This is a genomic window from Gallibacterium melopsittaci, from assembly GCF_042433085.1.
GTDB classification, from domain to species: Bacteria; Pseudomonadota; Gammaproteobacteria; order Enterobacterales; family Pasteurellaceae; genus Gallibacterium; species Gallibacterium melopsittaci.
The window spans coordinates 129973-156751 of sequence record NZ_JBHLWA010000004.1 but is presented as its reverse complement, the minus strand read 5'-3'; the positions used below and the strand labels follow the sequence as shown (position 1 = coordinate 156751).

23 protein-coding genes are annotated in these 26779 nt (G+C 38.9%); 10 read left to right on the top strand and 13 right to left on the bottom strand.

Translation table 11 applies throughout. The annotated features are described in order from the left end of the window. Positions 1 to 47: 47 nt before the first annotated feature. Complete coding sequence (gene uvrA, locus ACFFHT_RS01385; protein WP_382372756.1) at positions 48 to 2879, bottom strand: excinuclease ABC subunit UvrA; 2832 nt, start codon at positions 2877 to 2879, stop codon at positions 48 to 50. Positions 2880 to 3031: 152 nt separating this feature from the next. Between uvrA and ssb the strand changes: the two genes are divergently transcribed. Further along, positions 3032 to 3535, top strand: a complete 504-nt coding sequence (gene ssb / locus ACFFHT_RS01380) for a single-stranded DNA-binding protein (protein ID WP_382372754.1) — start codon at positions 3032 to 3034, stop codon at positions 3533 to 3535. 81 nt (positions 3536 to 3616) lie between these two features. Here the strand turns inward: ssb and ACFFHT_RS01375 are convergent, their stop codons facing one another. From ACFFHT_RS01375 to dprA, 8 genes are all read right to left on the bottom strand, one after another. Continuing rightward, the gene (locus ACFFHT_RS01375; RefSeq protein ID WP_382372752.1) at positions 3617 to 4258 is read right to left on the bottom strand and encodes a cytochrome c3 family protein; all 642 of its coding nucleotides are present in this window, start codon (positions 4256 to 4258) and stop codon (positions 3617 to 3619) included. Between the two features lie 17 nt (positions 4259 to 4275). Next, a complete protein-coding gene (locus ACFFHT_RS01370) occupies positions 4276 to 4749 on the bottom strand; it encodes a nitrate reductase cytochrome c-type subunit (RefSeq protein ID WP_382372750.1) in 474 nt (157 codons plus the stop codon). A gap of 5 nt (positions 4750 to 4754) precedes the next feature. After that, on the bottom strand, positions 4755 to 5618 hold the full coding sequence (napH, locus tag ACFFHT_RS01365) for a quinol dehydrogenase ferredoxin subunit NapH (protein ID WP_382372748.1): 864 nt from the start codon (positions 5616 to 5618) through the stop codon (positions 4755 to 4757). Continuing rightward, positions 5618 to 6400, bottom strand: a complete 783-nt coding sequence (gene napG, locus ACFFHT_RS01360; RefSeq protein ID WP_382372746.1) for a ferredoxin-type protein NapG — start codon at positions 6398 to 6400, stop codon at positions 5618 to 5620. The genes napH and napG overlap by 1 nt, the downstream gene beginning before the upstream one ends. Before the next feature lie 77 nt (positions 6401 to 6477). Next, the gene (gene napA, locus ACFFHT_RS01355; RefSeq protein ID WP_382372744.1) at positions 6478 to 8955 is read right to left on the bottom strand and encodes a nitrate reductase catalytic subunit NapA; all 2478 of its coding nucleotides are present in this window, start codon (positions 8953 to 8955) and stop codon (positions 6478 to 6480) included. A 21-nt stretch (positions 8956 to 8976) separates the two neighbouring features. Beyond that, the gene (locus tag ACFFHT_RS01350; protein ID WP_382372742.1) at positions 8977 to 9255 is read right to left on the bottom strand and encodes a chaperone NapD; all 279 of its coding nucleotides are present in this window, start codon (positions 9253 to 9255) and stop codon (positions 8977 to 8979) included. Then, positions 9252 to 9761, bottom strand: coding sequence for a ferredoxin-type protein NapF (gene napF, locus ACFFHT_RS01345; RefSeq protein WP_382372740.1), 510 nt, complete (start codon positions 9759 to 9761; stop codon positions 9252 to 9254). The genes ACFFHT_RS01350 and napF overlap by 4 nt, the downstream gene beginning before the upstream one ends. Positions 9762 to 9925: 164 nt before the next feature. Continuing rightward, on the bottom strand, positions 9926 to 11044 hold the full coding sequence (gene dprA, locus ACFFHT_RS01340; protein ID WP_382372776.1) for a DNA-processing protein DprA: 1119 nt from the start codon (positions 11042 to 11044) through the stop codon (positions 9926 to 9928). 179 nt (positions 11045 to 11223) lie between these two features. Between dprA and def the strand changes: the two genes are divergently transcribed. Further along, on the top strand, positions 11224 to 11745 hold the full coding sequence (def, locus tag ACFFHT_RS01335) for a peptide deformylase (protein ID WP_382372738.1): 522 nt from the start codon (positions 11224 to 11226) through the stop codon (positions 11743 to 11745). Positions 11746 to 11806: 61 nt separating this feature from the next. Here def and ACFFHT_RS01330 read toward each other — a convergent pair whose 3' ends face one another. The 3 genes from ACFFHT_RS01330 to cysT are packed head-to-tail and all read right to left on the bottom strand — an operon-like array spanning position 11807 to position 14557. Continuing rightward, positions 11807 to 12874 carry a sulfate/molybdate ABC transporter ATP-binding protein gene (locus ACFFHT_RS01330; protein WP_382372736.1) on the bottom strand — a complete coding sequence of 356 codons (1068 nt, stop codon included), beginning with the start codon at positions 12872 to 12874 and terminating at the stop codon, positions 11807 to 11809. A gap of 8 nt (positions 12875 to 12882) precedes the next feature. Continuing rightward, entirely contained in the window at positions 12883 to 13713 is an 831-nt protein-coding gene (gene cysW, locus ACFFHT_RS01325) for a sulfate ABC transporter permease subunit CysW (RefSeq protein ID WP_382372734.1), read from the bottom strand. Positions 13714 to 13723: 10 nt separating this feature from the next. After that, positions 13724 to 14557, bottom strand: coding sequence for a sulfate ABC transporter permease subunit CysT (cysT, locus tag ACFFHT_RS01320; protein ID WP_382372732.1), 834 nt, complete (start codon positions 14555 to 14557; stop codon positions 13724 to 13726). A 272-nt stretch (positions 14558 to 14829) separates the two neighbouring features. Between cysT and ACFFHT_RS01315 the strand changes: the two genes are divergently transcribed. The 8 genes from ACFFHT_RS01315 to cysI all read left to right on the top strand — a co-directional run bounded on the left by ACFFHT_RS01315 (position 14830) and on the right by cysI (position 24973). Then, entirely contained in the window at positions 14830 to 15711 is an 882-nt protein-coding gene (locus ACFFHT_RS01315; RefSeq protein ID WP_382372730.1) for a DMT family transporter, read from the top strand. 146 nt (positions 15712 to 15857) lie between these two features. Then, positions 15858 to 16859, top strand: a complete 1002-nt coding sequence (locus tag ACFFHT_RS01310) for a sulfate ABC transporter substrate-binding protein (protein ID WP_382372728.1) — start codon at positions 15858 to 15860, stop codon at positions 16857 to 16859. A gap of 113 nt (positions 16860 to 16972) precedes the next feature. Beyond that, on the top strand, positions 16973 to 18391 hold the full coding sequence (gene cysG / locus ACFFHT_RS01305; RefSeq protein WP_382372726.1) for a siroheme synthase CysG: 1419 nt from the start codon (positions 16973 to 16975) through the stop codon (positions 18389 to 18391). A gap of 22 nt (positions 18392 to 18413) precedes the next feature. After that, positions 18414 to 19151 (top strand): phosphoadenylyl-sulfate reductase, encoded by a 738-nt coding sequence (locus ACFFHT_RS01300; RefSeq protein WP_382372724.1) that lies wholly within the window; start codon positions 18414 to 18416, stop codon positions 19149 to 19151. A gap of 8 nt (positions 19152 to 19159) precedes the next feature. Continuing rightward, on the top strand, positions 19160 to 20083 hold the full coding sequence (gene cysD / locus ACFFHT_RS01295; RefSeq protein ID WP_382372722.1) for a sulfate adenylyltransferase subunit CysD: 924 nt from the start codon (positions 19160 to 19162) through the stop codon (positions 20081 to 20083). Positions 20084 to 20110: 27 nt separating this feature from the next. Further along, the gene (locus ACFFHT_RS01290; RefSeq protein WP_382372720.1) at positions 20111 to 21400 is read left to right on the top strand and encodes a sulfate adenylyltransferase subunit 1; all 1290 of its coding nucleotides are present in this window, start codon (positions 20111 to 20113) and stop codon (positions 21398 to 21400) included. 12 nt (positions 21401 to 21412) lie between these two features. Beyond that, positions 21413 to 23203 (top strand): assimilatory sulfite reductase (NADPH) flavoprotein subunit, encoded by a 1791-nt coding sequence (locus ACFFHT_RS01285; protein ID WP_382372718.1) that lies wholly within the window; start codon positions 21413 to 21415, stop codon positions 23201 to 23203. 15 nt (positions 23204 to 23218) lie between these two features. Continuing rightward, positions 23219 to 24973 carry an assimilatory sulfite reductase (NADPH) hemoprotein subunit gene (cysI, locus tag ACFFHT_RS01280; protein ID WP_382372716.1) on the top strand — a complete coding sequence of 585 codons (1755 nt, stop codon included), beginning with the start codon at positions 23219 to 23221 and terminating at the stop codon, positions 24971 to 24973. 36 nt (positions 24974 to 25009) lie between these two features. On the opposite strand, the gene narQ is transcribed toward cysI, so the two are convergent. After that, positions 25010 to 26776, bottom strand: coding sequence for a nitrate/nitrite two-component system sensor histidine kinase NarQ (narQ, locus tag ACFFHT_RS01275; protein WP_382372715.1), 1767 nt, complete (start codon positions 26774 to 26776; stop codon positions 25010 to 25012). Between the last annotated feature and the right edge of the window lie 3 nt (positions 26777 to 26779).

Here is a 26779-nt window from a genome sequence, read left to right as displayed (position 1 = left end):
AAAGCAAGTTTCTTCCTTACTTCAAGTAAACAAGAAACTTGCCTAAATTACTTCCTTGCCAACATTGGCTTTAAGAATCTAGCAGTATGTGATCCCTCAATCTCTGCGACCTGTTCAGGCGTACCTGTTGCGATAATTTGTCCGCCACCGCTGCCTCCTTCTGGGCCTAGATCGACAATCCAGTCAGCTGTTTTGATAACATCAAGATTATGCTCAATCACGACAATCGTATTCCCTTGATCACGCAAACGATGTAAAACTTCAAGTAATTGTTTAATATCCGCAAAATGTAATCCCGTCGTTGGCTCATCAAGGATATATAACGTCTTACCTGTATCTCGTTTTGACAGTTCGGCCGCTAATTTAACACGCTGTGCTTCACCGCCTGATAGGGTTGTAGAGGCTTGACCTAAGCGAATATAAGATAATCCAACATCAATCAATGTTTGCAATTTACGTGATATCATTGGAATCGCATCAAAAAACTCTCGGGCCTCTTCTACTGTCATTTCCAGTACTTGATGGATAGTTTTTCCTTTATAACGAATTTCCAATGTTTCACGGTTATAGCGTTTACCTTTACAGTGATCACAAGGTACATAAATATCTGGTAAGAAGTGCATTTCAACCTTAATTACTCCATCACCCTGACAGGCTTCACAACGTCCACCACGCACATTAAAACTAAATCTACCTGGGTTATAACCTCTTGCTCGAGCTTCAGGCACTCCTGCAAATAACTCACGAATTGGCGTAAATACGCCAGTATAGGTTGCTGGGTTAGAACGAGGCGTTCTCCCGATTGGGCTTTGGTCAATATCGATAACTTTATCAAAAAATTCTAAGCCTTCAATCCGTTCAAAAGGTGCGTGCTGTTGATTTTCCGCACGATTCAACGCATTTTGTGCTATAGGGAATAACGTATCATTGATTAAGGTAGATTTTCCTGAACCTGATACCCCCGTAATACAAGTAAATAAGCCAACAGGAATCTCTAAATTCACTGATTTTAAGTTATTGCCAGTTGCCCCAAATAATTTCAATACACGCTCTGGATCCATTGCTGTTCTTTGTGCAGGAATTTCAATTTTTTCTTTACCTGATAAGAAACGCCCCGTTAACGAATTCGGATCCTGCATAATTTGTTGTGCTGTGCCTTGTGAAACCACTGAACCACCATGCACACCAGCTCCTGGCCCAATATCAATAATATGATCGGCAGTTAAAATGGCATCTTCGTCATGTTCCACAACAATCACGGTATTACCTAAATTCCGCAAATGTAACAAGGTATTCAATAAACGCTCATTATCACGTTGATGTAAGCCAATAGAGGGTTCATCTAACACATACATCACGCCCACTAAGCCAGCACCAATTTGGCTAGCTAAACGAATCCGCTGGGCTTCACCACCAGACAACGTTTCCGCAGAACGAGAAAGTGAAAGATATTCCAAGCCAACATTCACTAGAAATTGCAAACGTTCTTTAATTTCTTTCAAGATTTTTTCGGCAATTTTGGCTTTCTGCCCATCGAATTGTAATTGCTCAAAATAATGTAATGCTTCGCCAATACTCATTTCTGAGATTTGCGGTAAAGTTGTTTCACCGATGAAAACATGGCGAGCTTCTTCTTTTAAGCGTGAACCGTGACAATCTTGGCAAGGACGATCACTAATATATTTCGCCAACTCATCTCGCACAGACATTGATTCTGTTTCTTTATAACGGCGAGCCATATTATTCAATACGCCTTCAAATGGATGATGACGTACCACTACATCACCACGGTCATTTACATATTGAAACTCAATTTCTTCTCGTCCCGAACCGTTTAATACTAATTCTTGGATCTTGCGTGGTAATTCTTCAAATGGACTTTCAATATCAAAATGATAATGACGAGCTAATGAGGTAAGCATTTGATAATAATAAAAATTACGGCGATCCCAACCACGAATTGCCCCACCTGCTAAAGATAAACTTGGATTTTGTACCACCCGCTTTTCATCAAAATATTGCTGAATTCCTAATCCATCACACGTTGGGCACGCACCCGCTGGATTATTGAATGAGAACATTCTTGGTTCAAGCTCAGGGACAGAATAACCACAATGCGGACAAGCAAAATTTGCCGAAAAGACTAACTCTTCTGCACTACTATCATCCATATTCGCAACCACCACAATACCGCCAGATAACTCTAATGCAGTTTCTAGTGATTCGGCTAAACGCGGTGCTAAATCGGCACGAACCTTAAAACGATCCACAACAACTTCAATGGTATGTTTTTTCTGTAACTCTAGTTTTGGTGGATCTGATAAATCACAAATTTCCCCGTCAATTCTGGCACGGATATAGCCTTGTGCGGCAATACTATCTAACAATTTGGTATGTTCACCCTTGCGCCCTTTTACAACTGGGGCAAGCAACATCATGCGATTACCTTCTGGCAACGCCAACACCTGATCAACAATTTGGCTAATGGTTTGCGCGGTTAATGGTGTGCCATGTGTTGGACAACGTGGCTCACCAACACGTGCAAATAACAAACGGAGATAATCATAGATTTCCGTAATTGTCCCAACCGTTGAACGTGGATTGTGTGAAGTTGATTTCTGTTCAATCGAGATTGCTGGCGACAAACCTTCAATATGATCAACATCAGGTTTTTCCATCAAAGATAAAAACTGACGAGCATAAGCAGAGAGCGACTCTACATACCGACGTTGCCCTTCCGCATATAAAGTATCAAAGGCTAATGACGATTTACCAGAACCAGATAAGCCAGTAATCACCACTAATTTATTACGAGGAATAGTCAGATTAATATTCTTTAGATTATGGGTTCTTGCGCCCCTAATTTCGATATTGTCCATATACTGCGATAAAAAATTTGAAAAACTCGATGATTATCGCAAAATCAAAAAAACTGTGCAAATATCCAGTATATTTTATTTTTTTCACTAGGGATTTACGGTAAGATAGCCGACGTTTTAAGTTTTTAACCAAAAGAAAAGAGGTAAAATTTATGGCAGGAGTTAATAAAGTCATTATTGTTGGTAATTTAGGTAATGAGCCTGAATTAAGAACATTCGCTAACGGTGATGCTGTTGCCAATATTAGTGTTGCGACCAGTGATCGCTGGCAAGATAAACAATCTGGAGAGTGGCGTGAAATTACTGAATGGCATCGTATTGTTTTATTCCGCCGTTTAGCAGAAGTCGCAGGTCAATATTTACACAAAGGTTCAAAAGTTTATATTGAAGGCAAAATCCGTACCCGTAAATGGCAAGATCAAAATGGGCAAGATCGTTACTCCACTGAAATTCATGCAGATACAATGCAAATGCTAGATAGCCGTAACGACAGAATGGGTGCAGATATGGGACAACAAAACCAATTTGCACCAGCAAATAATTTCCAACAAGCACCACAATTTAATGCTCAACCTGCTGCTGCAAAACCAGCTCCTCAACCAACCGCTCCAGCAGCAAACCCAGATATTGCATTTGATGATGATATGCCGTTTTAATGTTAATATGGTAGTATATAAATACTAAATTTTAAGAAAATGCGGTGCTAAAACACCGCATTTTTTGTCTGACTGAATAATTTATTTGCTTTCAGATTGTTCAGGTTTCGCATTACTAAATGTTGGTGGAAGACCTGTCATATCTGGAAGTTGGTGTGCAATACCTTTATGACAATCGATACAAGTTTTGTTCTCTTTGATTGCCAATTCGTGCATTTTTGCTGCCACCGTTTTTTGTTGTGAGAAATCCATACGATCAAATTTATGACAGTTACGACACTCTTGTGAATTATTCGCCTTCATACGTTCCCATTCACGTTCTGCCATATGTAAACGGCGAGCATTAAATTTCTCTAAAGTATCGGTATAGCCCATATAGTAAGCATATACTTCTCGAGCGGCTTTAATTTTACGCACCATTTTTGGAATAAATTCATGTGGTACATGGCAATCTGGACAACTTGCACTCACACCGCTACGGTTTTGATAATGGGCTGTGTGCAAATATTCAGGATAAACATCATTACTATGGCAACTTGCACAGAATTCTTCTGTATTAGTTTGTTCTAAACCATAGTTAAATCCTACCCAGGACACAATCCCAGCAATAAAAGCCACAACAATCAGTGTTCCAACAGCAATTTTGCTTGGGCTTCTAAACCAAGTCCAAAAACGCTTGATTAAGCCAAACAAACCAGATTTTTTTGGTTTTTCTGTGGTCATCACGTTTCTCCCTTAGTTTATTGGCCATAACCTGGCAATGGTTTGAATTCATTTGGCACAATCGCTTTTGCATCTGTTTGTGGTACATGACATTGCAAACAGAAATAACGGCGAGGTGAAGCATTCGCACTAATCTTGCCATCACGATCCATAAAGTGGGTTGGGCTAATACGAGTCGCACCTGTTACACGTGCATTTTCTGCACTATGACAATTCAAGCATTGGTTAACATTCTTTGTAACTTGCATACCTGTCACACTATGTGGAATCAATGGTGGTTGATTCACATAATTTAATGCTTGTTGACCACCTTCTTTTGGTACATTAAATGCACTAGGTGCAATATTTTCTGCTGCATGTTCTAGTTTTACACCTTCTTTTGCTAATCCTTCATTATTTGGATTTGCTTCCGTTGCAGCCATTACAGAGGTTGCCATAATACTTGCAAATAAGGCAGCCGCCATTGTCCAAACAGTTCTATTCTTTACCATCTTTCTCACTCCCCAGAATGATCAAATCTTGTTGAAAATTTAAATACTTTTTCAGCACAGACATCAACACAACGTCCACAGCTGATACAATCTTTTGATAGTACGAGCAGGCTCTCGTCTTTTTTACCATGTAAGGGTGCACGCAATACTTGTGCTTCAGGGCAAACGTTATAACAATCCATACAATTATCACAACGTGCTCGATCAATCACTTTGATGCGAAAAATACCTTTCGCCCCAATAACACCATGCGTTGCACCAATTGGACAAAGATGCCCACACCAGCCATGCTCAACAATAAACAGATCAAATAAGAAAATTGCTAAAATTAACCAAAGTCCTGCACCAAAACCAAAGATCAATTCTCGACCTAAGGTAGCAACAGGATTAATCCATTCCCATAATAACGTTCCACTTGCAGCACTACCGATCAAAATAACCAGCAATAACCAATAGCGTAATGAACGAGGAAGTTTTGCCGTTTGGCGTAAACCGAGTTTACGGCGTAACCACGCTGCACTATCAGTGACCACATTTAACGGGCAACACCAGCCACAAAATACCTTACTACCGACCAACGCATAAAAGGCAATAATAATGCCCGCACCAAGCAAAGTCGTAACACTTGGAAGATGCCCAGTAACCAAACTTTCGGCGGTAATTAATGGATCACTTAACGGTATGGTATCTAATAATAAACTACCACTATAATTGCCCCGTAAAATCCAAACACCAAATATTGGTCCAGACAGAAACATCGCTAACACAGCTAGTTGTGATAAACGCCGCCAAAATAAAAAGCGATTCGCATACCACCAACCAAGTTTTTCTCTCGCTTCACGTCCTGCAACTTTAGGTGCATTCGCCATTATTTCACCTCCGGCATCCGCACAGGTAAGCTAATAGTTTCTTCTGACAGTAGCGATTTTCCTGCTTTCGCTTTTTCCTGCCAGCCAAAACGGTAATGTTTACCTAACATACCTTTTGCCAATTCAAGCGGTAATACTTTAATTGCAGCCTCTTCCAATACACAGGCTTCTTCACATTTACCACAACCTGTACAAGCCTCAGAATGTACTGTTGGAATCATTAAAGCGTGTTTACCTGTACGTTCATTGTGTTGATTCTCTAACGTAATCGCTTTATCTATCAATGGGCAAACACGATAACAGACATCACAACGTAAACCTTGCCAGTTTAAACAGGTTTCATGATCCAATAATACGGCTAACCCCATACGAGCTTGGTTAATATCCTCTGCATTCGCATCTAACGCTCCACTTGGGCAGGCTTTTGCACAAGGAATGTCTTCACACATTTCACAAGGCTTTTTGCGTGCGACAAAATAAGGCGTCCCTGCTTGCAATGGCGATATCCACGAAGCCAAATACAACATATCATAAGGACAAGCCTGTACACATTGACCACAACGGATACACGCATCGGCAAAGGCTTGTTCATGCTCCAATGCAAAAGGTGGACGTAATGCCACACCCTCACGAGCTAAACTTTGCTTTTGTGGCAAACTGAGCAAAATGCCTAGTCCCGCCAAGCCACCTGCCGTACGAGTTGCATCTTTTAAGAAACGACGACGTTCAGGCGTAAAGCCTGATTCACGTGAGGTATTGTCATTTCGTGTATTGCGTTCCATCTTGCTCGTATTCTGTATTGGTACGTTTATGAAAATCTGTGCTTGAGCATATTTCTCTCAAGCACAGTTACCTTTGCTTAAATTTTAGTTACCTTAACGGCACATTTCTTAAAGTCTGTTTCTTTAGAAATTGGATCCGTTGCATCCAGTGTTAACATATTTGCCAACTGTCCTGCATCGAAGAAAGTGGTAAATACCAAACCTCTAGGCGGTTTGTTACGTCCACGAGTATCGATAACAGTTTCCATTTGTCCGCGACGAGAAGCAATAATTGCTTTATCACCATGACGTAAGCCACGATCTTTCGCATCTAATGGGTGCATCCACAACACATTGTTCGGGAATGAACGGTGTAATTCAGGTACACGACGTGTCATCGTACCTGTATGCCAATGTTCAAGCACACGACCTGTTGATAACCATAAATCAAATTCTTGATCTGGTGCTTCTGCAGGTGGTTCATATGGTGCAGCTAAAATTACAGCACGTTTAGTTGGTTGACCATAGAAGCTAATATCTTCACCTGCTTTCACATATGGGTCATAACCTTCACGATAACGCCATAAGGTTTCTTTACCATCTACCACAGGCCAACGTAAACCGCGTGCTTTATGGTACATATCGAAATCAGCCAGATCGTGTCCATGTCCACGACCAAAAGTCGCATACTCTTCAAATAGTCCTTTATGAATGTAATAACCAAAATGTTCTGACTCATCATTTGGATGATCGCCAATATCACTTAATGGATATTTATTCACTTGACCGTTGGTGAATAACACTTCGTATAAAGTTTTACCTTTATATTCTGGGTTTTTATCTAAAATATCGGCTGGCCATACTTCATCAGTTTTGAAGTATTTAGAGAATTCAACTAATTGCCATAAGTCAGATTTTGCTTCACCTGGTGCTTTCACCATTTGATGCCAGAATTGGGTACGACGTTCTGCATTACCATAAGCCCCCTCTTTTTCTACCCACATTGCAGTCGGTAGCATTAAGTCAGCAGATACCGCACTTAATGTTGGATATGGATCAGAAACAATAATGAAGTTTTCAGGATCACGCCAACCAGGTAAACGTTCTTGGTTAATATTCGGACCAGCTTGCATATTGTTATTACACATTACCCATAACACATTGAGCTTACGATCTTTTAATGCTCGGTCTTGAGCAATCGCATGTAAACCAATTTTATCTGAAATAATACCTGCTGGAATTTTCCAGATTTTTTCTGCTGTTTCACGATGTTTTGGATTGGTTACCACTAAATCAGCTGGTAAACGGTGTGCGAATGTACCTACTTCACGCGCGGTACCACAAGCAGATGGTTGACCTGTTAACGAGAATGGACCACAACCAGGTTGTGAAATCTTACCTGTTAATAAGTGAACGTTATACATTAATTGGTTCACCCACACGCCACGAGTATGTTGGTTAAAGCCCATGGTCCAGAATGACACAACTTTCTTATTTGGATCCGCGTAAATCTTCGCTAACTCTTCCAATAAGTTTTTATCGACACCACTGATTTCGTGTGCTTTATCTAAAGTATATTCCGCCACTAAGGCTTTATATTCTTCAAATGTACAATCGGTCATCTTACCGCTGCCCGCATTCTTCGCTGCTTTTTCAAGCTCATGAGTCGGGCGTAAACCATAACCAATATCAGTATCTGCTTTTTTGAATACAGTATGTTTATTAACGAAATCTTGGTTAACGGCATTGTTTTGAATAATGTAGTTAGCAATATAATTTAAAATCGCTAAATCAGATTGCGGTTTGAAAATTAAACCATAGTCTGCCAGTTCAAAACTACGATGTTCAAACGTAGAAAGTACGGCAATCTTACAGTCTGGGTGAGATAAACGACGATCAGAAATACGCGACCATAAAATTGGGTGCATTTCTGCCATATTTGAACCCCAAAGTACCATCACATCCGCATGTTCAATATCGTTGTAACAGCCCATTGGTTCATCAATACCGAAAGTACGAGCAAAAGCAACTGCTGCAGATGCCATACAGTGACGAGCGTTAGGATCCACGTTATTAGAACGTAAACCTGCTTTGAATAATTTATTCAACGCATAGCCTTCCCAAATGGTAGATTGACCAGATGTAAAACACCCTACGGCATTTTTACCATTCTTCGCCATAGCCGCTTTAAATTTTTCTGCCATCGTACTGAACGCTACTTCCCAACTTACTGGTTGGAAATCACCGTTTTTGTCATACTTACCATCTTTCATCCGTAACATCGGCTGAGTAAGACGGTCTTTACCATACATAATTTTCGGTAAGAAATACCCTTTAATACAGTTTAAACCACGGTTTACTTCTGCATCTGGGTCACCTTGAGAGGCTACTACTCGGCCATCTTGTGTACCAACTAATACCCCACAACCTGTACCACAGAAACGACAAACTCCTTTTTCCCATTTAATTGAAGTATCTGCAGCTTCAACATTTTTGATTGGAATTGTCATCCCGATAGCTGCCGCTGCTGCAGTAGCAGCATTAGCTTTCATAAAATCGCGTCGACTTAAATTCATCTTCATCTCCCCACAAAAAAATCAGTCTGCTAAGTCTTGCTGGTGATACACCAATGAAACATTGATAACGCCATCAATATTGCGTGCATTTTCCATATTTTCTAACAAAATCCGTTGGTTATGAGACTGCATAACCACAACCAACTTCCCTAAAACTGGATCTGAACCATGTATTTCCGTATGTGGAACTTCCAGTAACTTCTCTGAAATTTGCGTCAGTTTTTCTGGTCGTCCTTGAACAACCACTCCGCAAACATGCCATTCTTCGGCATTTTCCATCGTAATTTGATCTGTCATCATGCTGTTTGAGTGATTAACATTGAAATTGCTTGTACTGGGCAAGCGGCTACACACGCCCCACAACCATTACACAACTCAAGATTGAGTTGCGGTTGAGCGACCTGTCCAAGCATTGGTTTAAAAGAAATCGCTCGCCATTGACAATTATCCTGACAACTCCGACACTCCACTTGCCGCTGCGTTAAACAAGCATTATTTATCGCTATTTTATGCTGCCACGCTTCACTGGTTATTGGTTTAAAGATCGGTTGCTGACAAATTTCGGCACATTTTCCACAAAAAGTACATTCTGCTTGTGCGAAACAAACTTCTGGATAACCGCGTTCACCTTTGATTAATACTTGCGTTTCACACTGTTGAATACAATCGCCGCATTGTGTGCATTTTTCCCAAAAAATATCTACGTCTGCCCAAGGCGGCAAAATTGCCCGTGAAGCATCTACTGTCGCTGCTTCACGAAACTTTCCTGAAAGAAATTTTCGACGGGATAAATCTAGATTTTGCATACTTCGTGCAAGTATTGGTTAAAGATTACTTATTCGCCAAGTATTCTAAAGTAACTACCAGTTAAGTCAGTACCTGTTATGAGGTATATTCCTTTCTTTAGTAAAATTCCTTGAGATAAATCAATTTATAAGAACTTCTTCTTCAAAGAAATTTTCCATAATAACTAACATTTGACATAGCCACCTTGCGTGGCTTGAATGACACCTAACATTTCTAACTCTAAAATATCGGTGAGTAGCTGTTCCACTGGTATTTGTAATGCTGTTGCTAATTCATCTATCGACTTAATCATGGAATGATCCAACTGTTGATATAAGGCTTGATGTTGTGTAGGAATCTCTGGCTGAATAGCGATCTGGGGTTTTGTTGCTGGAGAGGATTTCTTAGAATGGAAATCAAATGGCATTATCGTATTAATTTGCGGTGCGATAACGTCTAAAATATCTTCGGCACGTTCCACTAGCCAAGCACCTTGTTTAATTAACTGATGACACCCTTCGGTTAAGGGATTCGTTAATGCACCAGGTACAGCAAATACCTCTCGATTTTGCTCTAAAGCATAACGAGCTGTAATTAATGAACCACTTTTGATTGAAGCCTCTACAACGACTGTACCAAAAGATAATCCACTAATAATGCGATTTCGACGGGGAAAATTACCTGCAATCGGAGGAATATCGGGTAAATGTTCTGAAATTAATGCCCCACCTTGTGCCAGAATCTGCTGTGCTAATTTCTTATGCCGTGATGGATAGATTGTTGCTAAGCCACAACCTAATACAGCTACGGTTTGTCCTTGATGAGTAACCGCTGCTTGATGACAAATGCCATCTATTCCTAAAGCTAAACCGCTAGTAATTGTTAATCCCGCTTGGACCAAACCAGCACTTATTGTTTCTGCACAATACTCACCATACGCAGAACAATAGCGACTGCCTACGAGAGCGATTTGTGGAGTCGAAAGCGAATTGATGTTACCTTTAACAAACAAAATCGGTGGGGGTGAATGAATCTGTTTGAGTAATAATGGATATTCGGGATCTAAAAACGTGATAATCTGCTGGTTCTCGTTGTGATGCCATTCTATGAGCTGTTCGAGCATAACAGAACTTGATGCAAACCACGCCTTGATTTGTGCAGTTGTCCAACCAATATGATGTAGCTGTTTGGCATCATATTGTAATAAGTTTTCGATAGATATTTGTTCTAACAACTGGTGAACTCGATTCACACCAAATTGCGGTAATAGTATTAAACGTAACAGTGTCAATAAAGTTTGCATAAATAGAAAACAGATATTTGCAACAAATTGCGTCACTGTATCGTGATAAAAGATTAATCGCTTTCAATTTACCTAGAAACGTGAACAAGATCGAAAAGTGAAGATAAATCAAACAAAATTACCCTATTAATTCAGACAAAAATCAGTAAAATGCGTGATTTTGAAAAAGAGGAGAAAAAATGGCTATTTTAGAAGTGTTATGTTTCCCTGACGAACGCTTAAGAACAATCGCAAAACCAGTCGAAACTGTCGATGATGAAATTCGTGAGTTCATTGATAATATGTTTGAAACTATGTACCAGCAAGAAGGTATTGGTTTGGCAGCAACTCAAGTTAATCGTCATCAACGTATCATTACCATTGATCTTGAAAGTGATAAAACCAATCAATTAGTGTTAATTAATCCAGAAATTATTGAAAGTTGTGGTGAAGCAGGAATTGAAGAGGGTTGTTTATCCGTACCAGGATTTCGTGGTTTAGTACCAAGAAAAGAAAAGGTTACTGTCACAGCATTAAATCGCCAAGGCGAAAAATTTACCTTAGAAGCCGATGGTTTATTAGCCATTTGTATTCAACATGAAATTGATCATTTGAATGGTAAAGTCTTTGTCGATTACTTATCTCCATTAAAACGTAACCGAATTAAAGAAAAATTAGAAAAATATAAGAAACAAGTAGAGCGAGCAAACAAAAACAATTAATTCGTTTTAAACTATTGTGTAACGGCTCAGTACAGTGAAGATTGAGCCGTTTTTATCTGTTCTAAATATTCATATTCTGGAATAGACTCAAATTATCAGGAATTAAAAAGACGGTTTCACCCACCTTAAATTGTTCTGCATATAATTTATCTTTTGTTAACAATACTTCTATCGGTTGTTCACTTTGTGGACTCACTATCTCAATCCGAGCCAAAAATCCAATGGAATAGATGTGTACTATTTCTCCTTTCGCTAAAGCATTTTCTGCTTGGCGCGTAATCGTTAATTCATACGGGCGTACATAGGCCACTGTATTACCTGATTGAGCTACGGCAGTTGGTTTAGTTAAGCGATGTGCAAATTCCCCTACAATAAAGCTTTCATCATCTAATACCCCATGAAAAACATTACTATCACCAACGAAAGCATTCACAAACTGGCTTTGTGGTGCATGATAAATATTACTCGGTTGTCCGACTTGTTCTACTTTGCCTTGATTCATCACCACAATGCGATCCGCTACCTCTAAAGCCTCATCTTGATCATGCGTCACAAAAATACTGGTGATATTCAATTCTTTTTGTAACTGTACTAACCAGCGACGTAATGTTTTACGCACTTGTGCATCTAATGCTGAAAAAGGTTCATCTAATAATAAGACTTCAGGCTTAATCGCCAATGCACGAGCTAACGCTACACGTTGCCGTTGTCCACCAGATAAACGATCAGGATAACTTTGTGCAAATTTTTCTAATTGAACAAGATGTAATAACTCCATTACACGTTGCTCAATTTCTGCCTCAGATAAGCGTTGTTTTCTTGGCTGAATGCGCAAACCAAACGCCACATTCTCAAAAATAGTTAAATGACGAAATAACGCATAGTGTTGAAAAACAAAGCCAACCTTGCGTTCTTTTGCACTGAGGTGACTAACTTCTCGTCCTGAAAAACAGATATTTCCACTATCTGCAAAATCTAATCCAGCAATAATGCGTAATAAGGTCGTTTTACCGCAACCACTTGGCCCTAATAGTGCCGTAAACTCACCTTGTGGAAAGTCTAAATTAATCTGTGATAAAGCGGTAAATTGACCGAATTTCTTATTTAGATTTTCAATATGAATTGTCATAGCAACCTCTATCCTTGAGCTACTGTTGTGGTTTTATGTTTTTGCCAATAGGCGATGCCATGCTGAGCCAGTAAGGTAAAAATTGCCATTGCGGCTAATAATGAGGCACAAGCAAAAGCGGCAGTAAATTGGTACTCGTTATAAAGAATCTCAATATGTAGTGGAATAGTATTGGTTAAATTACGAATATTGCCAGAAACAACACTCACTGCCCCAAACTCCCCTAAAGCTCTTGCATTGGCTAAGACTACGCCATATAACAACGCCCATTTAATCTTTGGTAAGGTGATACGAAAAAAAATAGTCCAACCTGAAGCACCTAACGTTAATCCAGCTTGCTCTTCTTGATTCCCTAAAGTTTTTAATGTTGGTAACAGTGATTTCACTACCAATGGAAATGTCACAAATAAGGTCGTTAAAATGATACTTGGTAATGCAAAAATCACTTCAATATTATGTGCTGCTAACCACCCACCAAACAGTCCATGCACTCCAAATAATAAGACAAACATCAAACCAGCTACCACAGGAGAAATCGCTAAAGGTAAATCAATCAACGAGCTTAATAAAGCTTTACCTTTAAAATCAAAATTAGCTAATAACCAAGCCATCATCAAACCAAAAAATAAGTTGATCGGTAATACAATCGCAATCACAGTCAGGCTTAATAAAATGGCATTACGTGCTTCAACCTGCTGTAACGACTCAAGAAATACTTGCCAACCAGCCTGCAAACCTGAATAAAAAATAGTACAAAGCGGAATAATCAATACTACTAACAGAAAAAATAAACTGATTGAAATACAAAGGTAACGTTGCCATTGAAATGAGTACTGCATATAACTCTCCCTACTTGCTGACAAAATGACGGTTTAAATAATTTTGTACTGCATTGAATAACAGCAATACTAAAAATGAAAACACTAACATCACAAATGCCACTGCAGCTGCCCCTTGAACATCATAAATATCTAACTTGGACATAATCATTAATGGTGCAATTTCAGACACCAATGGCACATTACCAGCAATAAAAATAACTGAACCATATTCACCAAGTGAACGTGCAAACCCCATCCCTGCACCACTTACCATAGCAGGATAAAGTGTTGGTAAAAGAACTTTGCTAAAAGTCTGCCAACGTGTTGCACCTAGAATATGTGCGGCTTCTTCCAATGCAGCCTCTTGATTCGCTAATACAGGTTGAATCGCACGAACAATGAATGGGAAACTGACAAATACTAACGCTACAACAATGCCTAACTGGGTAAAGGCTATCTGTAATCCAATTTGTGCAAAGAATTGACCAATCAAACCATTCGGTGCATACAGTGTCGCTAATACAATTCCAGCGACTGCCGTTGGCAAAGCAAAAGGTAAATCAATTAAGGCATTAAGCAACGCTTTTCCAGGAAATTGATAACGTACTAATACCCAAGCAATTAAAGTGCCAAAGAAAAGATTTATTAACGTAGCGAAAAATGCCGTTTTAAAGGACAGCATAATTGAGGATAAGACGCGATCATTCACAATAATTTGCCAAAAAGTATGCCATTCTAATTGCAATACAGTCGTTAATAACATAACCAACGGTAATACAATCATACTGCCAATCCAAAATAGACTTACCGTAAAGCTGGTTTTAAAGCCTGCCAATACTGGCGGTGAATTAAGAATGTTCATAACTTGCTAACGTCCACTTTTATTAAAATCGAATTGAATAACTATCCGTAAAATCAATATGGACTAGCACAAAATGATTAGCAAAGAATAAAAAATTAATTAATATGCGATTTGGCAATAAGTAGAATTTGTTGCTCAGAAATAGAAAGAGCTTTAGTGGTATATCAAATCTATTTTACCCATTCCTCTCCTGACTAAACCTTCTTGGTGAACAACGACTAAGGGTATAGACTATCAAATCCCATCAACCAATAAATTTGTTGTCAATTAATATGTTTTGGATTTTCTTCACTCTATTAGCTGCCTTTATGCAGGCGTGGCGTAATGCTTTTCAGAAACAATTAAGTACTACTGTCGATGTCTATGGAGTGACGCTTGCTCGCTTTATTTGTGCAGTACCATTAGCAATAGCTTATTTGGGCATATTATATTTTGCTCAGTCACCGTCACAGCCCGTACATTTCTCTAATCAATATCTAATCGATATTGTTATTGCGGGACTCAGTCAAATTATTGCTACCGCATTAATGGTGGCGTTATTTAAACAAAAAAATTATGCCGTTGGTGTAGGCTTAGCAAAAAGTGAGGCCATTTTAGCGGCTTTGATTGGCGTAATGTTTTTACAAGATTACTTATCGGTTTGGGGCTGGATTGGTGTTTTTATTGGTGCTATTGCCGTTTTTTTATTAAGTAAAGGCGGTAAAAATATCCAGTTATCTTACACAACCTTATTTATTGGCATAGGTAGTGGTCTCTGTTTTGCGATTACCTCGTTATTAGTTCGCCAAGCAAGTTTACAACTCGATATGTTACCTTTTTTACATCGTGCTGCTTGGGTATTATGCAGTATTATTAGTTTTCAATGTATATTGATGTTACTGGTATTAGCCATTTTGAAACCACAAACACTACGAGCAATGTGGCAACGTAAACGGCTTACTGCAACTGTTAGCTTATGTAGTTTTCTCGCTTCATTAGGTTGGTTTAGTGCAATGAGTATGCAATCAGTAGCAATTGTTAAAACATTAGGTCAAATTGAAATCTTTTTCAGTATCTTGATTTCTTTATTCTGGTTTAGTGAGAAATTAAACAAGGCAGACCACATTGGTTTAATTTTGGTAATGATTTCAGCTGTAATGGTCATTTGGGCGTAATCTTTACCCTACCTGTTCTATCAAAGTGTACAAAATAGATTTAGTGTAAATCGCTATAAATTATAATTTTTTACTATTTTTCGTTGGTTGGCATTTCTCGTATAACTTCATCCTATTCAGCCTCTGATTATTCAAGGAAATGAAGTATGCAGTTCAGATCTATTTTTTATAGCTTTTTATTTAGTGGTATTACTGTTTTTGCCTCCGCCAACGACACGTTAATGTTGGCAGGTTATGATGTAATCCGTGATTACTACAAACAATATTTACCTGTTTTTCAAGCAGAATACCAACAGCAGTATCAAGTTAAGCCAACGATTGCTCAATCTTATGCCAGTGCAAGTAAACAAGCGATTGCCGTACAAAATGGCTTACCTGCAGATGTTGTGACGCTCAATCAACAGAATGACATTGATGGTTTAGTCAACAAGGGCTTAGTAGCAGCCGACTGGAAACAACAATATCCCGATCAAGCAACCCCTTTTCATACCGTGATGGTGTTCTTAGTACGCGAGGGAAATCCTAAAAATATTCATGATTGGCAAGATTTAACGCGTCCAGATGTGAAAGTGGTGTTTGCTAACCCAAAAACATCTGGAAATGGTCGTTATGCTTACTTGTCTGCTCTCGGTTATGCGGAAAAACAGCTCAAAGATCAGCACCAAATCAACCAATTTATCCAGAAATTCTTAAAAAATATCCCTGTATTTGATACAGGTGCAAGAGCCGCTAGTATTACTTTTAGCCAGCGAGCGATTGGTGATGTGTTAATTACCGCAGAGAATGAAGCCACTCTCTTGGCACAATCTACGATCGGGAACGAGAAATTTACTTTGGTTTATCCAAGTATCAGTGCCAATGTTCCCGTTTTAGTAGCAGAAGTGAAGCAAAATAGCGAACGTCACCATACACAACAATTAGCCCAACGTTTTATTCAATCTTTATGGCAAGAACCTGCACAACATATTGCTGCCAAGAGTGGTTTTCGTCCAAATGTTTCTGCCATTTTTGCTCAATATCAGACTAAATTTCCAGCAATTAACCTATTCGATGTCAATCAACAATTTGGTTCATGGCAACAAATCAATCAACGTTATTTTTCTGATGGTGGGCAATTTGATCAACTCTATTTGCGTTCAACGCCTTAAGTTATACCGCACGCTATATCATAAAAAGTTATAACAGATAATTTTTTACTATTTTTCGTCATATTAATTTTGCCGTATAAAAAAATAAAAACGCATTGAGAGAGGGAGTGACAATGCAATATCTACCAATTTTTATTGATTTAAAAGACAAAAATGTATTAGTCGTAGGTGGCGGTCATATTGCAAAACGCAAAATTGATTTACTACGGCAAGCACACGCAAAAATCCAAGTCGTAGCAGAACAACTCTGTTCATCACTACACGCACTATGGCAAGCAGGTCAAATTAACTGGTTGAGCAAACAATTCTCTGCAGATCAACTAGAAGCGGCTAGCTTAGTTGTTGTCGCTACTAATGATACAGCGTTAAATCAACAGGTTTACCAATTAGCACAACAACAAAATCGCTTGGTAAATACCGTAGATGATCAAACACATTGTTCATTTATTTTTCCATCCATTATTGACCGTAGCCCAGTACAAATTGCTATTTCTAGTGCTGGTACTGCTCCTGTTTTAACTCGTTTATTGCGCGAGAAATTGGAAGCGTTATTGCCACAGCATCTCTCCACTATGGCAGAAATTGCTGGTCGTTGGCGTGGTAAAGTGAAAGCTACCCTTAGTCAACTAAAACAACGCCGTTATTTTTGGGAAACATTGTTTAATCACAGCCAATTTCAACGCTTAACTCAGAATCAACAGATAGAACAAGCAGAACAATTTATTGCTGAGCAACTTCAACAACGCCCAACACCATTAGGTGAGGTCACTTTAGTGGGAGCTGGCCCTGGTGATGCTGGACTACTAACCTTAAAAGGTTTGCAAGCAATTCAACAAGCCGATATTGTGTTATACGATGCATTGATTTCAGAACAAATCCTATCGCTTATTCGCCGTGATGCGGATCGTATTCTTGTTGGTAAACGTGCTGGCAAACCAAGTATTAGCCAAACACAAATCAATAATTTATTAATCAATTATGCAAAACAAGGAAAACGTGTTGTTCGTCTGAAAGGCGGTGATCCTTTTGTATTCGGACGTGGTGGCGAAGAATTACAAGCTCTACAACAAGAAAATATTCCTTTTAGTGTTGTGCCTGGTGTCACTGCAGCTGTTGGTGCTACCGCTTATGCTGGTATTCCTTTGACACACCGTGACTATGCACAAAGCGTCATCTTTATTACTGGTCATCGCCAAGCGAATGGTAATGCACTAGCTTGGAAAAGTTTGGCACAAGCCAATACAACTTTAGTTGTCTATATGGGCACGATTAAAGCCAGTGAAATTCAAACACAACTCTTAGCACATGGCCGTCATCCGACCACACCCGTTGCCGTCATTAGCCAAGGTACCTTAGTTCAACAGCAAGTTCAAATTGGCACTTTAACTAATCTAATCGACCTTGCTGAACAAACAGAGAAACCAGCTTTATTGGTGATCGGAGAAGTGGTTACTTTACAACAACAATTACAATGGTTTGGACAACCCGCTATTTATTCGGCACCAAACACATTTCAACAACAAGTTGCTTAACGTCATCATAAGGAACAAGGAAATGAGTTTACAACGCCCTGCACTTTGGCAAATTCCACAACTTACTCAAGCACATCAACCTGCATTGGCAGATAAAATTGACGTATTACAACAACGTTTACAACAAATTACGACCCAACATCAACAGGTCAAATTTGCCCATAGTTTAGCCGTAGAAGATATGGTGATTATGGATGTACTGAGCAAACTTAATGCGAATGTTACTATTTTTACTCTCGATACTGGTCGTTTAAATCAGGAAACATTGGCATTTTTGACTTCATTAACACAAGTCTATCCAAATTTACCAGTGATACGTTATCAACCTACGCAACAGCAAGTTGCCAACTATATTCAACAATATGGTGAAAATGGTTTTTACGATAGTGTGACCGCACGCAAACAGTGTTGCTATATCCGTAAAGTTGAGCCATTAAATCAGGCTCTACAAGATGCTGATGCTTGGTTAACTGGACAACGCCAGTCACAATCTATTACTCGTCAATCACTCGAATTTTCTGAGTGGGATCACGCTCGTCAAATCGCCAAATACAATCCAATTTTCGATTGGTCTGAACAAGATGTTTGGACTTACGTTTTACAGTTTAACTTACCGTTTAATGCACTTTATCAACAAGGATACCCAAGTATTGGTTGTGAACCTTGCACTCGCCCAGTGAAACAAGGTGAAACGATCCGTGCTGGTCGTTGGTGGTGGGAAAATCAAGCAAGCAAAGAATGCGGTTTACATCAATCATAGGAGTGAATATGCAACAACATTTATTAGAGAATAACCATTTAGATTGGTTAGAAGCAGAATCTATTTATATTATTCGTGAAGTGGTCGCAGAATGCCGTAATCCAGCTTTACTTTTCTCTGGTGGAAAAGATTCTGTTGTATTATTGGCTCTAGCTCGTAAAGCCTTCCAATTAGAAGGACGTAATTCACCATTACCCTTTCCTCTTGTTCATATTGATACTGGGCATAATTACCCAGAGGTGATCGATTTCCGTGACCAACAAGTAGAAAAATTGAATGCTCGGCTAGTCGTTGGTTCTGTGGAAGAATCTATCGCCAATGGTACTGTCGTATTACGCAAAGAAACAGATTCACGCAATGCAGCCCAAGCTGTTACCTTATTAGAAACGATTGAAAAACATGGTTTTGATGCCTTGATGGGTGGTGCAAGACGTGATGAAGAAAAAGCCCGTGCCAAAGAACGGATTTTCTCATTCCGTGATGAATTTGGTCAGTGGGATCCTAAAGCACAACGCCCTGAACTTTGGTCACTATACAACGCCAAAATGCACCAAGGCGAAAATATGCGTGTCTTCCCAATTTCTAACTGGACTGAATTGGATATTTGGCAATATATCGCTCGAGAAAATCTTGAATTACCAAGTATCTATTATGCCCATCCTCGTGAAGTTGTTCGCCGTAAAGGCTTACTCGTCCCAGTAACGTATTTAACACCAAAAGCAGCTAATGAAGAGAGCGAAGTGTTATCAGTACGTTTCCGTACGGTAGGTGATATTAGCTGTACCTGCCCAGTTGCAAGTACTGCTGCCACCCCACAAGCCATCATTGCAGAAACGGCCGTTGTTGATATTTCTGAACGTAGTGCGACTCGTTTAGATGATCAAGTCAGCGAAGCGGCAATGGAACAACGTAAAAAACAAGGTTACTTCTAATTAATAACAATAAAAAAGGAATGTGAGATGAATATTAATCAAAATGCCCCGTTACGCTTTATTACTGCTGGTAGTGTTGATGATGGGAAAAGCACCTTAATCGGTCGTTTATTATATGACAGCAAAGCGTTATTAAGCGATCAACTACAACATCTAGATCGTGCCAAAAATAGTGCAACTGGCATTGATTTTTCGATTTTAACTGATGGTTTGGCAGCAGAACGAGAACAAGGCATTACCATTGATGTGGCTTATCGTTATTTCGCTACGGCAAAACGTAAATTCATTATTGCCGATACACCAGGGCACGAACAATATACACGCAATATGGTAACGGGTGCCTCTACTGCCGATGCTGCTGTGGTGTTAGTTGATGCAAGTCAATTAGACTTTAGTCAGCAACCTGTTCAGCTTTTACCACAAACTAAACGCCATTCGGCTATCTTGCAGCAATTAGCTTGCCCACAAATTATCGTAGCTGTGAATAAAATGGATTTACTCGATTTTGATCAGACAAAATTTGCGGCAATTTGTGAATCTTATCGTCACCTAGCCACACAACTTGGTTTGGCTTCAGTACAATTTGTACCCATTTCTGCATTGAATGGCGATAATATTGTTTACCACAGCGACAAAATGCCATGGTATCAAGGTGAACCATTGCTAAGCCTATTAGAGTCCTTACCAAATCAGAAAAATATCTCTTTAGCAAAAGAGCAATTCCATTTTCCTGTGCAATTAGTTCTCCGTTTAGATAGTGATAAACAAGATGATTTTCGTGGTTATCAAGGACGAATCGAAGCAGGCAGCATTACAGTAGGCGATCAAATTAGAATTGAACCCGCTGGTTATACTTCAACTATTCGTGAGATTTATTCTGTAGCAGGTAAAGTACAACAAGCGAATGCAGGTGAACAAGTTACCCTCTGCTTAACTGATGATATTGATATTTCTCGCGGAGATACCTTTGTCGCAGCAAATAATCCAATTCAATCCCAACAACATATCACAGCAACACTTTGCTGGTTTGATCAACGTCCTCTAAATACAGCGCGTAAGTATCTATTAAAACATACCACCCAAAATGTGTTTGCTCGTATCAAACATATTGATCATTTACTTGATGTGAAAACCTTAAGTAAACAACACTCTGCCGATACATTCCAATTAAATGACTTAGGGCAAGTACAAATCAGTTTACAAAAGCCAATTTGTGCTACCACTTATCAACAAAACATTGGAACAGGTGCATTTATTCTGATTGATGAAGCCACTTATCATACTGTAGCAGCAGGTATGATTTTATCGGCAGCATAATGAGAAAGTAGTATGCAAAATCAAGTAAAATTACCCATCTCCGCCGAACTTGCAGAGAAATTAACAGAATTAACACCATTACAACTTGCCTGGCTTTCAGGTTATTGTTGGGGGAAAACGGCGGAGCAAACCGCCGTAGAACAGATTCCACAAGTAGAGAATGTGAATGACAGCTCAGTATCCACTGCTCGATCAATTACCATTATTTCTGCTTCCCAAACCGGTAATGCACGTAAAATTGCAGAACAGTTACAAGCAAAACTTAGTACAACACAACAAGTGAAGCTCATTAGTGCCAGTGAATATAAAACCAAACAACTGGCTCAAGAGCAGATTCTACTATTAGTGACTTCTACACAAGGCGATGGTGAGCCACCTGAAGAAGCCTTAAATTTACATCGCTTTTTATTTGGCAAAAAAGCCCCTTCCCTTACTGGAGTCGAATTTGCCGTATTAGGCTTAGGGGATAGTTCTTATCCTAATTTCTGCCAAGCAGGAAAAGATTTTGATCAACGCTTCGCCGAATTAGGTGCAACACGTTTACAACCATTAGGTGAATGTGATTTAGATTTTCAGACAACTGCAACACAGTGGATTGAACAACTCGCACAATATTTAGCACAACATAATAGTGGTTCACATACAGTAACAGCAACAACCGTTGCCCAAGCTGTACCAACAGCCACTAATCAATATCACCGAGAAAATCCTTTTCCAGCAACATTAAGTGTCCGCCAAAAAATTACAGGTCGTCACTCAAACAAAGATGTAGAACATATCGAAATTGATTTATCGGGTTCAGGTTTACGCTATCAAGTTGGTGATGCCTTAGGAGTATGGTTCACCAATGATAACCAATTAGTTGATGAAATATTGCAAACTGTCGGTTTAACTGGCGAAGAACCGATTACCCTGCATCAGCAACAAATCAGTTTACGCACCGCCTTAACAGAACAATTTGAACTCACGCAAAATACAGCAAAATTTGTGCAAAACTATGCGGCAATTAACCCACAACCTGAATTACAAGCATTAGTTCAAGATCGGCAACAGTTACAACAATATGTACAACAAACCCCATTAGTTGGCGTATTGCAAACTTATCCAACCCAATTAACGGCCGAACAACTCGTAGAATTACTGCGTCCATTAACGCCACGTCTATATTCCATTGCCTCAGCACAAGATGAGGTCGGCGAAGAGGTTCATTTAACCGTTGGTGTCGTTCGTTATCAATATAACGACCAAACCTATACTGGTGGTGCTTCTGGCTTCTTAGGCGAACGTTTACCAGAAGATGGAGAAGTGAAAGTCTTTGTGGAAAGTAACCCTCATTTCCGCTTACCAACAAATAGTCAAGCCGACATTATTATGATTGGTGCTGGAACAGGTATTGCACCATTCCGTGCATTTATGCAACAACGTGCCTTAGAAGAAGCGAGTGGTAAAAACTGGTTATTCTTTGGTAATCAAACCTTTACTGAAGATTTCCTTTATCAACAAGAATGGCAAACCTTTGCTAAAGAAGGCTTATTACATCGTTATCATTTTGCTTGGTCACGGGATCAACAACAAAAAATTTATGTACAAGACCGCATTCGTGAACAAGCAAGTGAAATTTGGCAATGGTTACAAGCTGGGGCTTACATCTATGTGTGTGGGGATGCCAATAAAATGGCAAAAGATGTGGAAAAAGCCTTACTTGATGTCATTAGCCAACAAGGTCAATTAGATATAGAACAAGCAGAAGATTATCTAGCTGAATTAAGAGAACAAAAACGTTATCAGCGTGATGTCTATTAAAACAGGAGTGAACAAATGAGTGATAAAGCAACCGAATGGAAAAAATTTCCCTTAGCCGATAATGAACGTTTAAAAAGCGAAAGTAACTATTTGCACGGGACGATTGCCGAAGATCTAAATGAGCAGTTAACTGGCGGATTCAATAAAGACAACTTCCAATTAATCCGTTTCCATGGCATGTATGAACAAGATGATCGTGATATTCGTGCAGAACGTCAGGCACAAAAACTCGAACCGAATAAAAATGTGATGTTACGTTGCCGTTTGCCTGGCGGAATTATTACTCCAAAACAGTGGCTTGGCATTGATCAATTTGCCAGCGAACATACTTACTATGGCAGCATTCGTCTAACTAACCGCCAAACATTTCAATTTCACGGCGTATTAAAACGTGATATTAAACCAATGCATCAATGGCTACATCAACTCGGTTTAGATTCGATTGCCACAGCTGGCGATGTTAATCGGAATGTACTCTGTACTCCTAACCCAGTAGAAAGCGAATTACATCAACAAGCCTATGAATGGGCAAAGAAAATTTCTGAACATTTATTACCACGCACAACAGCGTATGCCGATGTCTGGCTAGACGGTGAAAAAGTGTTTGAAAGTGAAACCACTAAACCGTTATTAAAAGAATCCAATGATCCAGTTGAACCTATTCTAGGAAAAGCCTATTTACCCCGTAAATTTAAAACAACTGTTGTAGTACCACCATTAAATGATGTTGATTTACATGCGAATGATCTCAACTTTATTGCGATTGCAGAACAAGGCGAACTAATTGGATTTAATGTCTTAATTGGTGGTGGTTTATCAATGGATTTTACCAACCACAACACCTATCCAAATGTTGCAAAAGAATTAGGCTTTGTCACTTTAGATGAGGTTTTACTGTGTGCTGAAGCTGTTGTTACTACCCAACGTGATTGGGGTAATCGCAGTGACCGTAAAAATGCAAAATTACGTTATACCTTAGAACGTGTTGGGTTAGATCTATTTAAAGCAGAAGTCGAAAAACGTACTGGAATCCAGTTAAAACCAATTCGTCCTTATCACTTTACCGAACGAGGCGATCGTATTGGTTGGGTAAAAGGAGAAGACAAAAAATGGCATCTCACACTCTTTATTGAAAATGGACGTTTACTTGATTACCCAGATCGTCCATTAAAAAGTGGTTTGCGTGAAATTGCCAAAATTCATAAAGGGGATTTTCGTTTAACTGCGAACCAAAACTTGATTGTTGCTGGTGTTGCAGCAAAAGATAAAGCCAAAATTGAGAAACTGGCTCGTGAATATAAGTTGATTGATGATAGCGTGACACCTTTACGTCAACAAAGTATGTCATGTGTTGCCTTACCAACCTGTCCATTAGCAATGGCCGAAGCAGAACGTTTTCTACCACAATTTATTGATAAAGTGGATTTGTTAATGGCAAAACATGGTATTTCTCAAGAGGGAATTGTGTTGCGTGTTACCGGTTGTCCTAATGGTTGCGGACGTGCAATGCTAGCTGAAATTGGGTTAGTGGGTCGTGCCATTGGTCGCTATAACCTTTATATCGGCGGTAATCGTGAAGGTAGTCGTATTCCTCGTTTATTCAAAGAAAATATCGAAGAAGCAGAAATTCTACAAATTCTTGATGGTTGGATTGGGGATTGGGCTAAAAATCGCCAACACAATGAAGGAATTGGGGATTTTGCGATTCGTACAGGTATTGTTAAACCTGTTACCAATGCTGCAGTAGATTTTTGGGAAGTGAAATTATAAAGATAAAAAATGTCGGATACTTTGTATCCGACAACTTTACACTCTTTCCTTACCCATAAACGGATCAGATAATAAAATTTTCACTTCCGTGCCACCTTTTGGGCGTAATTGAATCTGTAATTTTGCGTTTAACTGTGCGGTTCGTTCCTGCATAATATTTAAACCATAATGCCCTTCTGGTTCTTCTAATGACGGAATACCAATACCATTATCGGCAATAATAATTTCATTTTCACCATCTTGGTTAGTATGGGCAATTACTTCAATTAATGTGGCTTGTGAGTGTTTAATCGCATTCAATAAAGCCTCTCGAATCACTTGCAAAGCATGAACTAACTGTTGTGCAGTAAAAATTTGCGATGGTAACGAACATTCTAAAGTAATTTGTGCTTCGGTCTGATTCTGTAATGATTCAATGACCTGTTCTAACGCCACTTTCAAATTAGCCTCTTGAATGGTTAAGCGGAATGTGGAAAGCAACTCACGCAACTGAACATAACCATCATTTAAAGCTTGTTCAAAATCCGCAATAATTTTAAAACTTTTCTCCCGTGCAGCAGGATCACTATTTTTTAAGGTATGTTTTAATAATGTGAGTTGAATTTGTAAAAATGCTAATACTTGGGCTAATGAGTCGTGCAACTCCCTTGCAATAATAGACCGTTCTTCCATTAAGACTAACTGCTGTTGTTGACGTTGCGTTTGAATAAAATAAATCGCACGACCAAGCATTTGTGCCAAACTCTGCATTAAACGTAAATCAGGACAAGGCAACCCTGCCTGCCAGCGTAAACAAGATAATTCTTGCCCATGTACTGAAATTTTTTGTTGTTGCCAAGGGTAATTTTCTTCGATTTTACCCACAGAAAGATCCAGATGTTCTGCACCATACACAACTAATTCAATATAACGTAGATGTTCACTGACACGAATATCTGCTAATACTTCCGTTAATTTATGGTAATCCAAGTCGGTATGGGTAATTTTTTGTGATGTATGAAAGAGCATCGATAAAGTTCGATTTAATTGACTCAATTTTTGTGTTTTTTCTCGAACTTTATCTTCAAGAAACCAATACAATTTCTGTAACTCATTTGACATCGTGGTAAAAGTTTCTGATAAAGTCCCTAGCTCATTTGGTTTATTCGTATCAAGTTGAATATGTTTAAAATGACCAGATTGGACTTGTGTACTAGCTTGCACTAACTTTTCTACTGGATCCATCACTTCTCGTTTCATAAAACTAATCAAGTAAAATCCAATACCTAAAATTGTAATAATTGAGAAAATACTCGTGAGTATTGCTAAGATAATTTTCCGTTCTGAAAAATGTTGTAACACCACTACAAATTGATCAACTTTTTGCACATATTTATCTACTTGTTGTTGGTATTTTTCGACTCGATTTTCCCTAACATACTCCTCCATTACCTGCCAATTATTTAAAACCTCCTGATAAGCCGCTTTAACACTATCTGGGACAAAAAAGCTAGTTTGAATTTGTTCAAGAATATCTGAATCCAAAGTTTGGTTATATTGATCAATATTATGGGCTAGTGAATTAGGATTATGCTCCATTTGATAAATTAAGCGATATGATTGCATGCGTAATGAACCAGCCAAATTAATTGCTTCAGCATCATTTTGACTACTTACTAAAATTGAAAATACTAAAGCAATACAACAACTAGCTAATAAAATAATGCCAATTAAGTACTTAGCTACACGAGTTAATACAGAATATTTTTTCATAGCATCTCTTGTTCTTTGCGGAGGAATAGTTGTCATTTTATTAATAAACATTAA

Excerpts from the sequence above, each read along its gene's own strand:
- uvrA (WP_382372756.1), bottom strand. The coding sequence starts at position 2,879 with ATGGACAATATCGAAATTAGGGGCGCAAGAACCCATAATCTAAAGAAT.
- ssb (WP_382372754.1), top strand. The coding sequence starts at position 3,032 with ATGGCAGGAGTTAATAAAGTCATTATTGTTGGTAATTTAGGTAATGAG.
- ACFFHT_RS01375 (WP_382372752.1), bottom strand. The coding sequence starts at position 4,258 with ATGACCACAGAAAAACCAAAAAAATCTGGTTTGTTTGGCTTAATCAAG.
- ACFFHT_RS01370 (WP_382372750.1), bottom strand. The coding sequence starts at position 4,749 with ATGGTAAAGAATAGAACTGTTTGGACAATGGCGGCTGCCTTATTTGCA.
- napH (WP_382372748.1), bottom strand. The coding sequence starts at position 5,618 with ATGGCGAATGCACCTAAAGTTGCAGGACGTGAAGCGAGAGAAAAACTT.
- napG (WP_382372746.1), bottom strand. The coding sequence starts at position 6,400 with ATGGAACGCAATACACGAAATGACAATACCTCACGTGAATCAGGCTTT.
- napA (WP_382372744.1), bottom strand. The coding sequence starts at position 8,955 with ATGAATTTAAGTCGACGCGATTTTATGAAAGCTAATGCTGCTACTGCA.
- ACFFHT_RS01350 (WP_382372742.1), bottom strand. The coding sequence starts at position 9,255 with ATGATGACAGATCAAATTACGATGGAAAATGCCGAAGAATGGCATGTT.
- napF (WP_382372740.1), bottom strand. The coding sequence starts at position 9,761 with ATGCAAAATCTAGATTTATCCCGTCGAAAATTTCTTTCAGGAAAGTTT.
- dprA (WP_382372776.1), bottom strand. The coding sequence starts at position 11,044 with ATGCAAACTTTATTGACACTGTTACGTTTAATACTATTACCGCAATTT.
- def (WP_382372738.1), top strand. The coding sequence starts at position 11,224 with ATGGCTATTTTAGAAGTGTTATGTTTCCCTGACGAACGCTTAAGAACA.
- ACFFHT_RS01330 (WP_382372736.1), bottom strand. The coding sequence starts at position 12,874 with ATGACAATTCATATTGAAAATCTAAATAAGAAATTCGGTCAATTTACC.
- cysW (WP_382372734.1), bottom strand. The coding sequence starts at position 13,713 with ATGCAGTACTCATTTCAATGGCAACGTTACCTTTGTATTTCAATCAGT.
- cysT (WP_382372732.1), bottom strand. The coding sequence starts at position 14,557 with ATGAACATTCTTAATTCACCGCCAGTATTGGCAGGCTTTAAAACCAGC.
- ACFFHT_RS01315 (WP_382372730.1), top strand. The coding sequence starts at position 14,830 with ATGTTTTGGATTTTCTTCACTCTATTAGCTGCCTTTATGCAGGCGTGG.
- ACFFHT_RS01310 (WP_382372728.1), top strand. The coding sequence starts at position 15,858 with ATGCAGTTCAGATCTATTTTTTATAGCTTTTTATTTAGTGGTATTACT.
- cysG (WP_382372726.1), top strand. The coding sequence starts at position 16,973 with ATGCAATATCTACCAATTTTTATTGATTTAAAAGACAAAAATGTATTA.
- ACFFHT_RS01300 (WP_382372724.1), top strand. The coding sequence starts at position 18,414 with ATGAGTTTACAACGCCCTGCACTTTGGCAAATTCCACAACTTACTCAA.
- cysD (WP_382372722.1), top strand. The coding sequence starts at position 19,160 with ATGCAACAACATTTATTAGAGAATAACCATTTAGATTGGTTAGAAGCA.
- ACFFHT_RS01290 (WP_382372720.1), top strand. The coding sequence starts at position 20,111 with ATGAATATTAATCAAAATGCCCCGTTACGCTTTATTACTGCTGGTAGT.
- ACFFHT_RS01285 (WP_382372718.1), top strand. The coding sequence starts at position 21,413 with ATGCAAAATCAAGTAAAATTACCCATCTCCGCCGAACTTGCAGAGAAA.
- cysI (WP_382372716.1), top strand. The coding sequence starts at position 23,219 with ATGAGTGATAAAGCAACCGAATGGAAAAAATTTCCCTTAGCCGATAAT.
- narQ (WP_382372715.1), bottom strand. The coding sequence starts at position 26,776 with ATGTTTATTAATAAAATGACAACTATTCCTCCGCAAAGAACAAGAGAT.